This is a genomic window from Labrys sp. KB_33_2, assembly GCF_052114505.1.
Taxonomy (GTDB): domain Bacteria; phylum Pseudomonadota; class Alphaproteobacteria; order Rhizobiales; family Labraceae; genus Labrys.
In genome coordinates this window covers 1-12,898 of sequence record NZ_JBFREW010000042.1, presented here as the reverse complement: position 1 = coordinate 12,898, position 12,898 = coordinate 1, and the positions used below count along the sequence as shown (strand labels likewise).

Sequence of the window (12,898 nt, the reverse complement as noted above, 5' to 3'; positions counted from 1 at the left end):
GCGCCGCTCGTCGCCTCCAGGTTGAAGGCGATGCGCGTGCCGTTGTAACTGATCGAGGCCGGCCAGCAGATGGGATCACCCACGCAGGCATAGTCGTAACCGACCTCGTTGCCATGCGTATCCCTCACCTTGCGCAGCAGCCAGCGCGTATCGTCGCGAAGCTGCGCATCGCTGGAAGGCGTGGCACCGTTCGTGTACCAGCCCGGCACCGAGGCCGGCGAGACATAGGTCGAGACCGTGCCGTCCCGGGCCGCAACCTCCCAACTCGTGGTGGTGCCGCTGACGATGCGCTTGACCCGCACGAAGCTTTCCACGCGGGTAGCGTAGTAGCTCACCCCGGCTCCGGCCGCTCCCGTGGTGCAGGCCGGGCTGGTCATCCCCGCCGTGCAAGCTACCAGCCGGTCGCCGTCCAGCACGAACTCGTCCGTATCCGCATAGCGCGGCGCCCCGCCCACCGCCGAGGAACGGGTGATGTCCGACAGGCCCGACAGCGAAAAGCCCACGCCGGCTAGGCCAGCCCAATAGCCTCCTGCCCGCGCTCCGGCATTGGAATCATAGCGCAGCGACAATTTGGGCTCGAGACCGTGATAAACAGGCACCGCGATCGACACAGACTGCGTGAAGGAGCCGTTGAAGCTGGCAGGCTCCGCCTTGGTCGCCAGCGCGCTTGTACTCGCCAGCGCCTTCAGCGCGTCGCCTGCATCTCCGACCGTTGCCGTTGCCGCCATGGGCGCCAAGCTCTGGGCAGGCGCATCCGCGGCGCCTTCCTCCGGCGCAATCGCAGCCTCGCCCGTGCCGTCCTTAATCTGGCCCTGCCCGCTCTCGCTGCCCGCCGCCCCCTTGGCAGCCGATGTGCCCGCCTGGCTTTCCGGCTTGTTCGACAGACCGGAGCCCGTGCCACTCCCCGATCCGTCCGTGCCGCGCTGTGACGCGGCGGCCTTGCCCGCCGCGGCCGGGTCCACCCGCATCAGGTCGGGCAACAAGGGGGGCTGGCTCGTGCTGATGCCGGGCTGGGACGAGGGGGCCGGACGAACGATCGTCGGATCGGAGGTCGGAACCGAAGGCGCTCCCGCCACCGGCGCGCCACCCATCGCAGCCGGATTGCCGGCGCTACCCGAACCCGACTGACCCAGCGCCGTGACCGATGGCGCCAGCGCGCCGGCCAGGCCACCCGCAACCATCAGGACCCGCAACGACACGCGTCCAACGGATGGGCGTGAGCGCCCACCTCGATTTTCTACGCTGGACTGGGAAGAAACGTCACACGAACCCGCACGAACCAAACCAGGCGCCCCATGACGCCCGCCCGCATTCCCGATCATTCCCAGCCCCTGACGATTCCAGCGCGCAGCCCCCTGCACGCAGCGCCAAGCTAGGAAATCACCTCGCGAGTCTCAATATGGCAAATTTGAGGGAGTGACACATTCATGTCGTAATCCACGCCGACGTCACGGAAAGAGGTAGCAGTTTACTTTGATATCAAGAAAGAGCGAGCAACAACCTATCGAGTTTGATGAATACCGTACTCGCCAGTGGGCTGCGCTATTATTTTTGGGTGGGCAGATTTCGCGTCGGCCACCGATGCACCTTACAGCATCTGCTATCACCTACCGCTCCTGAGAATTGTCAGCTTGACCGGCCGCACGCAGACCGAGTTCCACCAAGCGTCGAAATGCCTCTGATCGGCTGGGAAGATCGGCCTGACTGCGACGCCATTCATCGATGCGCGCCAACAATTCCCGTTTGAGGCGCAGTTCAAAACGTTCGGTTTTCGTCTCGGGAGAATCGGGCAAGTTTGACAATGAGATTATCCGTATTGTACGGTATGTACGTAAATTTGTAGTTCTGAATTTGCGGTCGAACGGAATGTTTGCACCATTCCGTTCGACCTAACCACAACCCAAGCTTACGGGAGCTCGGATCATGGCTGATTCCGACCATAACATGAGTTTGTCTTTCGTCACCCGCCGGCGCCTTCTGGTGGGCACAGCCATAGCTGCGCTCGCCTGCTCATTCCAGGCCAAAGGGCAGGCGGCCGAACCGCAGACCGGTCACGACAGCCCCGATCCAGCGCTGTTGGCCTGGCAGGAATGGAAGACAGCAGCGCTCAGAACCGAAGCACTCTGCCATAGACAGCAACGCCTCGAGACGAAGCTCGTTCGAGACATCGGCTTCCCACAGACGACACTTCGCCTGCCGGAGAGCGGCAAGACGCTGACCATTTTCTCGCCGGACACGGTCGAGGACATTTGTGGTTCGGATCCGGCGACGGCTGACCTACGAGCGAAAGCCGCGGCGGAGCTGGCTGCACATAAGGCGCGCTGGGATGCGGTCGATGAGCGGATCGGCTACTCAGCCACCAAGCAAGCAGAGGTGGAAGCGGGCGAGCGGGAACTGGAACTCGTCGAGGCCCTCACTGCCACGCCGGCCACCTCACTTGCCGGCATCGCCGGCAAGCTCGATATGATCTTCCATGAAGGCGCAGTCTGGGAGGAAGACACCGAGTTTCCCCAGCCGCAGATCCGCTCGGCGCTCCGAGACCTGATCCGCATCGTCCAGGTCCTAGAGCCCAATGCCTTCATGCCCGGCAGCGACCGTGAGGCCTCGCGCGCTCGCCGGCCTGGGTCTGGGGCATAGTCCGCAGGAGGCGGGCCGATCGCCTTTACCAGAACCCATCGAACTCACCTTTTGGACGCCATCCGGCGGGGTTGGCAATCCAGCGATTGATCTCGGATTCATGCCAGCCCGCCCCGTTGATGCTGATCTTGACCTGGGGCGGGAACGTGCCTTCGGCGATCTTGCGGTAGATCGTGGACCGGGACAGCCCGGTTCGCGACAGCACGGTTTTCAGGCGAATGATACGGTCTGGCTCGCGCATGGGCGGGCTGCCTCCTGCTGGCTGTTTCTGGCTGTTGTTGGGACCAGACAGGACAGACGGTTGCGGAGGTGCAAGAGTGTTTTCTGCCTCGGCGTGCCATGGCGCGGAGACGACGGCAGATCGGATGGGTCAAATGCCGATGTCCAATCCCCGCCCCCTGCCGAGACCATGGCTGAAGGCGAGTTCCACACCGAGGCGACGGCCTGAGTCGAGCTCCATGGCGATTCCGAGTTCCCGCTTCCGACTGGCCAGGATGGATTCCAGTTGCGGATCGCGCTCCAGGCTCTTGGCCATGTCGCCCATGGCTGAGCGTGTCGCGTTGTAGTGGGCGAAGTCGCCGGCCTGATACTGGAGCTGGCTCGCCCGATGGAGTTTCTGCCAGCGCTCCACGAAGCGATCGGCAACACGTTGTGGGTCGGTGCGGATTTCGGTCTCGAGTTGGAGGGCGCGAATGGCGCGACCGAGCTTGCCACCGGCCGCCTCGCGGGCAAGGTCGGTATCCTTGAGGTAGGCCGCCTCGGCATCGCGCCAGCCGTAGGGCCGCACCTTCTCAAAGGCATCACGGGCTTCCTTCAATTCGCGCGTTTGCTCAGGGCTGGCCCTGCCGCCGATTTCCTGCTCAGCGAAGATAGCATCCACGGCACGGGCATGGCGCAGCAGCGCTCGCGTGCGGATTTTGCGCAGTGCCTCCTCGGGATCTTCGACAACGTCCTTTTCGGGCGCAGCGGGTTCGCGCCGTACCTCCGTCCCGGCTCTTTCTATTTCCCGTTCCGGCCCCTGCCCTGTTTCTCTGCTAGGCGCACCATCCGCTGACGAGCGCAAGCCATCGATCAACTGGTCGATCCGATCGCGCAGTTTTTCCGGCACGACCTTGCGCACGATCTCGGCGACGCGCTCGCGGAAGCTGATGCCGCGCCGCTCGGCATATTCCCGCGCCGGATCTCGTTGCTCGTAGTCCGATGCCATGTCCTTGGACCGGTCGCGCGACAGGGTTCGGACCAGCCGGTCCCGATCGGCAAAGTCGTCACGACCGTAATGCAGCTCCAGGCCGTCACGGTGGCGTGACAGGGCAACATAGCTGCCATGGGCATCCAGGCCTGGTGTTGCCAGCACATGGGTGTGGTCCACCGTCATGCCCTGGGCCTTGTGAATGGTCGCGGCATAGCCATGGTCGATGCGGTCATAGTCCTTGAGATCGAAGGCAACGGATCGGCCATCATCGGCGCGCACCGACATGGATTGCGGGTTCACCTCGACGATAGTGCCGAGCGTGCCGTTCTTCACCCCGAGACTGCGTTCATTGCGCAGGAACATGACGCGATCGCCACTGGCAAAGCTGCGCTCGCCGCGCTCAACTGTCACTTGTGCGTCAACACCGAGATCGCCGGCTGCTCGTAACCGCTCACGCGCCGCTTCGTTGAGCGAACGCACCTCGGCATTGGTGTGGGTGAGGATGATCCGACTGGCATCAGGCGAGGCCTGGCGATCGCGATCCCAGCGCTCGATCAGATCCTCGCGTGCCAGCTCCCGCGTCTGAGCGGCATGCACCATGTCATGGGCGCTATAGGCGTGGATGGCTCCACCGACCCAGCCGCTTGCCAGATCGCGGGTGGCGTCCCGCTGCCAGGCTTCCCGTTGACGCCGCACCTCGCCGATCTCGGCGCCGCCATGACGATCATGGATCGAGCGGAAGGCAGCGCCCGCTTCTATAGCCTGCAGCTGCTGGGGATCGCCGACCAGCACGACCTTGGCGCCAGCCTCTGCGGCATGGGAGAGCACGCGTTCCAGTTGCCGCGTGCCGACCATGCCGGCTTCATCGATCACCAGGACATCGCGCGAGGTGAGCAGGTCCCGTCCTTGGCTCCAGCCATGCTCCATGCTGGCGATGGTGCGCGAGGCAATGCCGGATCCGCTTTCAAGATTTTCCGCCGCGATGCCGGACAAGGCGACGCCGTGGACCTCGTAGCCCGCTGCTGCCCAGGCCTGCCGCGCCACGCCCAGCATCGCGCTCTTGCCGGTGCCGGCATAGCCCACGACGATGGAGAGAGCGCGTCCATCGGTGCTATGCGCCAGCGCATCGGCTTGCTCGCCCGACAGAACGAGACCCCGTTCTGATGCACGCGCCAACGCTCCATCTCGATCCGCGTCGTCGACCGCATGGCGTTCCCGCTCCACCATCAGGTCGGCGGCGCGATGCAGGCGCTGTTCGGCCTCGATCATCGAGCGGGTGGTGAAGCGGTCCTCGCCGCGTCCGTCCTGACCGAGTTCGATCAGATCCGGCGCGCTCCGCATCGCACCCATCAGCTGGTTGAACTGATCGAGACCGTGGCTGTGGCGATGGGCGAACAGCGCCATGTCGCGCTGCGTGAAGGTCGATTGCTGATGGGTGATCGCATCCAAGGCCAGAGACGGATCGGCGATGATCCGCTCGCCATTGCCTCGGGCAATCTCGCGATGCAGTTCGACACGATCGGCAGCAATTCCAGTATCCTCGACGCCGCGATACTCAGCACCCTCGCGCTCGATGCGTTGCGCTGGCGCGCCGACCTGGCTTTGCGGCTCCAACGCGATACCCTGGGCTTCCAGGCTGCGATGGTCGATACGGGCATCGATGTCGAGTTCGGCCAGGCGCTCATTGGCGAACTCGGCCCAACGCTCGCGCCAATGCTCGACCATCTCGGTGCGGTTCCACTCCCGCACCTTCTGGCCGAAGCCACGCTCATCGCCATTCACTTCCACTGAGCGCATGGTCAGCATGACATGGGCATGGGGCTTGAGCATGCCGTCTTCGCCGACATCCCAATGCACATTGAGATCGGCGACCATGGCGCGATCGACGAATTCGGCCTGCACGAAGTCACGAGCAAGTTCGATGCCCTGCGCCTGGCTCAGTTCGCGCGGCAGGGCGAACTCGGCCTCGCGGGCAAGCTGGGCATCCTTGCGGATCTCGAAGGCCTCAACGTCGTTCCAAAGGCGCTCGCGATCACGCCACGCGGCGGGCGCGTGTTCCGGCAGCATGACCTCGGAATGGACGATGCCGCGCTTGGCGGAGAAGTCGTGGCTGCGGTCAAGGCGCTCGTCGCGCAAGCGCGAGGCCGAGCGATAGGCGGCGGAGGCCACCGCACTGGAGCCGGCCTTGCGGCCGATGACCTTGACGTGAAGATGATAGATCGCCATCGCGATCCGGAGATGGCACAGTCGAGCGCACGTCGGAACGACGTATAAGCGCGCCCTCCCTCGAAAAAATCTCGGGAGCGACTATCCGGTCCCAGCCTGTCTCGGCAACCCTGCAGCGTTTCGACAGAGGCTCGACTATCCTCGTCGCATCAACATCCTGGAGGACATGATGCGCAAACCGCGAAACTTCGATGCCGAACTGAAAGCGCTGGAAGACAAGGCGAAGGAACTCAAGAACCGCAAGGTGCAGCAGCTTGGCGAATTGGTGATTGCCACCGGCGCCGACGCGCTGACCGCCGAAGAACTCGCCGGCGCGCTGCTCCTTCTGGCCGAGACGAAAGACGCCAGCAGGAGAGAGGTATGTGCCAAGCGCGGAGCCATGTTTTTCCAGGTGCGAGCACGGCGATCTGCTTCTGCAAATGATCGCAATACGAGCAGCGCTCCAGCGCAACCGGATCGAACGCAATCGGCATCAGGCGGCACGGGCGCGTCATGACATGCGCAAATGGCAAGTCGAGCGCCGCAAGCGCACGAGGCATCTCATAGAACTCGGCGGTCTCATCATCAAAGCCGGGCTCGTCGAACTGACCGGCGATGACCGCGCCATGATTTACGGCGCGCTGCTCTGGATGGCGGGCAAACTGACGAGCGATCAAGGCGAACAAGCACGTGTGCTCTGGGTCTCAAAGGGAAAGAGAGCGTTCGGACAAGATTGAAACGGATATTTCGGTGCGTTAGACATCGGATGCGATGTGGCAGGCAGCGGTTTCGAATAGCAGCAAATTCGTTGCAGGGAGCGGTCTCTGGGCCCCTCAGCCGCAGAGCTATTGCTGTCTAGCCAGATGCGAGCTGATACGAGTTTGAGAACGGCAAGGTAGCTGTCTGCAAGCTTGTCGTTGCGTATCGTAATCCGCCGAAATTGCTCGCCTTTGTTGAAAAATGCTCGACGACATTGCACGCCTTGTAGAGGAAGGGACAATCTCAATCGGAAAACAACTCATTGCCGACCTACGCCCAAGAAGGATATGGTGCCAAGGCGCGCGCGGACGATCCGTTTCATAATCGCGTATGTTCCATGAAAGCAAAGAATAGATTCGAGTCGCTCATTCACACCGTCTGCGTTTGCCATGGCTATTGTGGAGGAATGCACGGCGACAAATTCATGCATGTGACCGATCTTATTCCTCGTTCCGGTTACGTTACACCGGATCAATTCGTAGAATGGGTATTTCTAGCTGAATATGAGAACGAGAGCGAGCGAATGGCTCCCAGATGGGATCGGCATCGCCAAAAAATACGCGATTGTTTTGTTGAGCATATGGGATCAGACGTCGTTGATGCCGGCCAACTAAAATATGGCGTGTAGGGCTAAGCTGACCTCTTTATTCTGCTTCCCGTCATCAAGGCTGTACCGCATCACGGCCTTTTTTACCTCCCGTCAGCTGCGCGGAACATATGCCAAATATCAGCTCTGCAACAATTTCAATCCTGAGCATGCTGTTCGTAGCTTTGCAGCCACTCGGCCCCGCTCGAGCCGGCGATGAGAGCGTCACTCGCTCGGTCAATTTTGGAAACCTGAGTGCGACCAACGCAAGTTCCCACGATGCCATACTTCGAGGGAACAACGCCTACGAAAAGAAAGATTTTGTCGAGGCGTTGCACTGGTTCCAGAAGGCCGCCGATCAAGGCGATGCGATGGGCTTTAATCAAATGGCCTTCCTGTACCTGACCGGCCAAGGAGTGCCTCGCGATTACAGACAGGCCTTGATCCTGTATCAAAAGGGAGCTGAGAAAGGATTATCGTTATCTGAAAATGCTATTGGGTATATCTACCAGCGTGGCAATGGCGTGCCTCAAGATTATACCGAAGCGATGCGTTGGTATCAGAAAGCTGCCGATCACGGACATGCACCCGCCCAAACATCGATCGGCTATCTATACCTTTATGGTCAGGGGGTTCCGACCAACCAGACAGAAGCGATGGACCGCTTTTTGATCGCCGCAAAAAATGGCGATCCATATGCGGAGCTCGCAATTGGCGAAATGTACCGAACTGGGCAAGGAGTGACGAAGGACTGTTCGACGTCGGACGAGTGGATTGAAAAAGCACGCAAGCATGCCAATAGTGCCGTCATTCAGCAGCTAACCTCCCGGCCGCCATGCAATTAATACCAACGGGCAGGATTTCTGACTCACGGGGATTCCGCAAATCATCCTGATCTGATTCCCTGGGGTGCGGGGGGTATCGCGCATGCCATCAGCGGTAAAGATGAGAACCGATTTGACGCCAGCCGAGCTTCGGCGGCTGGCAGCCAGTTCCAAACACGCCAACCAGAGCCGTCGGCTGTTGGCGCTTGCCGCGGTGGTGGAGGGGCGAAGCCGGGAAGAGGCAGCGCCGATTGCCATGTAGGATAGCCCTTCGTCACAATCGCCGATCATAAGCCCGTAGCGTGCTCCGCTTCTGCACTGGCATGACCGGATTAGGGCCGTGAATGGACTGGTGGCTGTGCGACAGGAAAGCTGGAATGCAGACGCGCGCTCGCTTTCGGGCCGACATTTCGCCCGGATCGTTCGCCTACCAAATCAGCTCCCGTCCTCGGCGTCGGGATCGGGCGTCAAGATCGGCCAAGGGCGCCCTGACGCAAGATCGGGATGGCGTGGTTCCGATTCCGGCGCACCGTACTCGTCCCGGAGCTTGTCTATGAGATTGAGACAGCGGGCAGCGGGATCATCCTTGCCGCCGCTGCCCGTCATCGCCAGCAGCTTTCGGCGTAGCTCTGCTGCCGGAACGGGCACGATATTGTAAGCACCTTTCCAGTTCTCTGCCGGGACGTGCTCTGTGACGGCGCTTTCCACTGCCTGCCGTCCCATAAATGAGTGTCCGGTTCTAATCTCACAATCAATCAGTATCAGCACGCCGTCCGTGTCAGGTTCTTCGGCGACTGCGCTGGCCAGCGAGGCAAGCTGCTTTGTTGTCGGCCCATCCTTCAACAGGTCATAGACGTAGGCGCGCACCTCCAGAAATTCCGAAATCAAGCCACCCAGTTCGCGCCGCCAGTGCCACCCATCGTACGACGTGCCGTCAAGAGCGCCGCTGATGGTCAAATCAACGAGACTGCGCGCGGCCGAGGCGCTACTAAGGCTCAACGCGGTCGCGCGCCACTGATTGTTCTGATAAAAGCGCGGGTCTTCTTCTGCGAGCGTGAAGATCACGCTTTCTGCTTCGTTCGAAGACAAGTTGCTGAGCCCGCTTACCATTTCTTCGAGCATGCGTGGATTGCGCTGCGTCTCCGGAATCCCGCGCACAATAGCGGGCAGATCGGTAACTGGCGTCCCAAACGGCAAAAGACGCAACCAATCACGTAGTTGATAGGCGTCGCTTTGAGTGAGAATCCAAGTCTCCTTCTTGGCCGCCTCAAAGGTCTCAGCAATGCCGTCGGACACGAGCTTGATGTCGATGTCCTCGCCAGAGAGGATCAGTGACAACAGCAAGGCTGCGCGCGCTTGCCTCGGCGCAAGAGAAATGAGTTTCTGGATCGTCAGGTCACGCTGGCCATGCGGGAGTCGTGCTCCGACTGTGCCGAGTGCAATTCCCAGCTTCAGTTGCGCATCCGTCGCGCCATCGACAACCAGTGTGTCGATTGCACCGAAGATCACTTCCGCCTCGGCCGAGGTCGTCGTGGGGGCCACTGCGCGAACCTCACGGCGGGCTTGTACGCCCGAAAAATCTACACTGCTGCGAAACGTCTTGTCGTTCTGGGGCTCGTTTGCCTTGATCCAATGGACAAGCAGTACTCGTGCCGCGAGTTCGCCAAAATGCTCATCCGTCAGGTATTCACACATTAGGGCAGTGGTCTCCGGCGCATTGATCGCCAAAAACGCACGTTGGTATTCGTGCATATGCGGATGTTGCGCTTCTTGTACGGCGTCGCGATTCTTCCAGCCGCTCGCGATCGCTTTTTCGCGGAAGGCACGATAGCGACGCAGGTTGTCGTCTAGCAATCTCTTCAAGTGTGGAAGATGCGCGACTGACGGCGCATGGCTCATCATCGTTGCAATGGTGGCCACTCGCCAGCGCTTCTCATCCCCAGCGGCAAGCATGTGCTCGGCCCAATCGCGCGCCAACACTCCTATCGCGGCCAAGCCTTCCTCACTAAAGGGTCGCGCCCACTCTTCGTCGCCGTAGGTATCGCGGGAAAACAGCTCGGCCAGTTGGACGATTTCCTCATTATCAGCGTTCACCGCCCGAGCCTGAACGGCAGCCACCAAACTTGCGCCTGGCGTGTGGCCGATACGGGCGCGCAGACCGTGATAGCGTTCACCCACCTCCTGGTCGTACTTCCCGCTGGCGTCGCGCACGACTTTCCCAGCGGCAAGATACGCGTCGATCAGCCGACCAACGGCGTTTGGTCCCAGCACCGAAGCGGCGGCCTCGGCGCGATCGTCGTGGCGGCTTGTTTTTTCGAGGGTGATCCCGAGCAGCGCGTCGTCCTCAAGTGCAAACCCAGCGGCCGCGAGAATATTGTCTGCGCCGTAGAAGAGTTCGCGATGCTCACGCACGCGGCGCAGCAGCCCGTCAGCGAGGGCCCGCGGATAGCGCCTTCTCACTTCGTACAACAGGTGCATTTCGCCATCGCGCTTCCGGTCGATCTCCATTTCGGCGATAATCTCAGCAACCTCGGCGTCGCAGTCATCTCCGCCCGGCGCGTTGATGAGCGTGCGCAGGCGCTGGAAGTGTGAAATGCCAGCGGCCTTGCGCCGTTCGCGCGCTCGCTGGAGTTCCTGCTGCACGGCATTGACTGCTATGTCGTTGAGGTGACCCTTCTCGGCGAGGATGTCGTAAGTCGCGTCGCCCGCGTCGGCGAGCAAGTCGGCGATTTGGCGATCCGCCCGCCGAAATGAAAGCGCATCGACCACCGTCGCTTTCACATCCGGGTCGCTGTCGTTTTTCGCAATCGCGGTCGCGAGGTCGAGGCCATCGATTGCGCCGTGCGAGGCAATTTCATGCAGCACGTTCTTTCGGATGTCCGGAGGCAACGCCGCGATCCGCGCCGGGGCATCGCTCCCGAGCACGGACGGACGAAATCGCCTTGCCCCCCGGAGGGCAGACAAGTGCACCTGAGTGTTCGCGTGCGAAATAAGCGGCCAAAGAAGATCGCCGAATTCCGGCCTGCCGGACGCGATCATGAAACGCACCGCGCGATCTACCTTGCCGGGCGCGTGCCACTGCTCGGCGAGGTTCCGCATTTCGGCGCCGATCGGTGCCCATACCTCGTCGGTAACGCGGAAGATCATCTCGCCCGCGAGGACGGGATCGACCTCAAAAGCTGTTCGGATGGCGGCGCTGCATGCGGCCTTCTGCGCGACGTAGCCGCGCGCGCTCCGTTCGACGGCGAACAGGACTGCTTCCTCCCACGGGCGCTGATCGAGCACGTCGGCCTTCAGTTTCTCCCGTGCTGCCGGATCGCTGACGGCTTGTAGCATCAGTCGTTCAACGTGGTGCGAGGCGTACCATTCCTGAAATTGTTGGTGCTGGAACGAATAGCCCGGCGTGTCGCCGGAGCGCGTCAGAACGTGATTGCTGACAAGCGTGTCGAGCAACGTGTCGGGCTGTGTGGTGATGGTCATCTGCCCATCGGCCATCAGGACCCGCGCGGTCTCAGCAACCGCTTTGCGCGCGTTGCTGTCCGTAATCGTCGTGTTAGCCGTTGTCGTGGCGAACACGGCGAGATTATCTAAATAGTCCTGCTGGAAGCCGAGGGCCACGGCATGAAGCGCCGCCGCATGGCGGGCTTCCTGCTCGTGCGCGGCAACGAAGCGCCGTAGCACTTCTTCCTTTGTGGTCGGAAAAGGCGCGCCTTCTGGCAGCGACAGCAGTGCCGTGAGATAGAGAGGGATTGTGACGAGTTCGCGGACACCCGCTGTCCGCCACGCCTGATCGACTAGCTGTGCGCCAGCCTCGCCGCGCATGGCGCGCGCAATCTCCATTTGCTGCTCGTCGTCAAGCGGCAGCAAATCGACCCGTGTCCCACCGAAAGGAATGTCGAGGGCCTGCCTGCGCGTGGAAATGACGAGACCGAGTTCCGGCAATTCAGTCTTGAGGGCCGTGATTTGCACGCGCGCGCGTTCGCGTGCGGCGGCATCCAGTTCGTTCCAACCGTCAAGAAGCAGCACGACGCCAGGCTTCGTCGCGACGGTGCGGAAATCCTGCTCTGAAATCCCGTTGAACGCGGGGCGTTTCAGGATGGATACGAGCAGCGCATCGCCTTCAGTGGCCCAATCTCCAAGCGGCACGATAAGCGGAGTGCCATTACCGATCTCCAGCACGCCGTCGGCGATCTGAAAGAGGGTTGTCGTCTTTCCCATTCCGGGTGCCGCGACAAGGATAAGGTCATCCAGCGTGGTCACGGCGTTGGCAAGCGCGCGCGTGCTCAGTGCCTCGTGCACGTGCTTCACCTTTAACGTCAGCGTGAGCGCCACGTTTGTGCCCGGCCATTTGGGCGTTCGGCGGAACACGGCCAGATCGGCTGAGGCCGCTGCCCGCAGGCGGCGCCCCAGGTCGTCCGGCGTGGGTGCTTGCATGTTGGGCCCGTACGGCACGTTGTGCATCACGCTGCGCCACGAATCCTCGTTCGTCTGTCTCTTCCACCCGCGCAATTCGTCTACAGTGAATTTCGAATCCTTGGCGTCGACAGGTAAGCGTCGTCCTGTTCCCACCTTTCGTTTCTCGAGTTTGCCTGGCAGGCTGACGGTCTCTGAATCGGGATCGTTTTGTGTCTAGATTTGACCTTACGCTTGACCCTGAGCGGGTTCCCCGCCGGCTTGAAGTGATCAATGGCGCCG

General features: G+C 61.5%; 10 protein-coding genes. 6 read left to right on the top strand and 4 right to left on the bottom strand.

From position 1 onward, the window contains the following. Positions 1–1,199: SpvB/TcaC N-terminal domain-containing protein (locus tag AB4037_RS34105; protein WP_441774589.1), on the bottom strand; the 1,199-nt coding region annotated here is incomplete at its 3' end. 724 nt (positions 1,200–1,923) lie between these two features. On the opposite strand from AB4037_RS34105, the gene AB4037_RS34100 reads away from it, so the two are divergent. After that, entirely contained in the window at positions 1,924–2,637 is a 714-nt protein-coding gene (locus tag AB4037_RS34100) for a hypothetical protein (RefSeq protein WP_441774588.1), read from the top strand. Positions 2,638–2,662: 25 nt separating this feature from the next. Here AB4037_RS34100 and AB4037_RS34095 read toward each other — a convergent pair whose 3' ends face one another. Further along, positions 2,663–2,878 carry a helix-turn-helix transcriptional regulator gene (locus AB4037_RS34095; RefSeq protein ID WP_441774587.1) on the bottom strand — a complete coding sequence of 72 codons (216 nt, stop codon included), beginning with the start codon at positions 2,876–2,878 and terminating at the stop codon, positions 2,663–2,665. A 129-nt stretch (positions 2,879–3,007) separates the two neighbouring features. Beyond that, positions 3,008–6,055, bottom strand: coding sequence for a Ti-type conjugative transfer relaxase TraA (gene traA / locus AB4037_RS34090; protein WP_441774586.1), 3,048 nt, complete (start codon positions 6,053–6,055; stop codon positions 3,008–3,010). Between the two features lie 169 nt (positions 6,056–6,224). On the opposite strand from traA, the gene AB4037_RS34085 reads away from it, so the two are divergent. The 5 genes from AB4037_RS34085 (at position 6,225) to AB4037_RS34065 (ending at position 8,465) form a co-directional block, all read left to right on the top strand. Further along, the gene (locus AB4037_RS34085; protein WP_441774590.1) at positions 6,225–6,551 is read left to right on the top strand and encodes a conjugal transfer protein TraD; all 327 of its coding nucleotides are present in this window, start codon (positions 6,225–6,227) and stop codon (positions 6,549–6,551) included. 1 nt (position 6,552) lies between these two features. Next, on the top strand, positions 6,553–6,771 hold the full coding sequence (locus AB4037_RS34080) for a conjugal transfer protein TraD (protein ID WP_441774585.1): 219 nt from the start codon (positions 6,553–6,555) through the stop codon (positions 6,769–6,771). 284 nt (positions 6,772–7,055) lie between these two features. Next, positions 7,056–7,421, top strand: a complete 366-nt coding sequence (locus AB4037_RS34075) for a hypothetical protein (protein WP_441774584.1) — start codon at positions 7,056–7,058, stop codon at positions 7,419–7,421. Positions 7,422–7,510: 89 nt separating this feature from the next. Beyond that, complete coding sequence (locus tag AB4037_RS34070) at positions 7,511–8,224, top strand: tetratricopeptide repeat protein (RefSeq protein WP_441774583.1); 714 nt, start codon at positions 7,511–7,513, stop codon at positions 8,222–8,224. Positions 8,225–8,324: 100 nt separating this feature from the next. Beyond that, on the top strand, positions 8,325–8,465 hold the full coding sequence (locus AB4037_RS34065) for a hypothetical protein (RefSeq protein WP_441774582.1): 141 nt from the start codon (positions 8,325–8,327) through the stop codon (positions 8,463–8,465). Positions 8,466–8,638: 173 nt separating this feature from the next. Here the strand turns inward: AB4037_RS34065 and AB4037_RS34060 are convergent, their stop codons facing one another. Beyond that, entirely contained in the window at positions 8,639–12,772 is a 4,134-nt protein-coding gene (locus AB4037_RS34060) for an NACHT domain-containing protein (protein WP_441774581.1), read from the bottom strand. Positions 12,773–12,898: the final 126 nt, after the last annotated feature.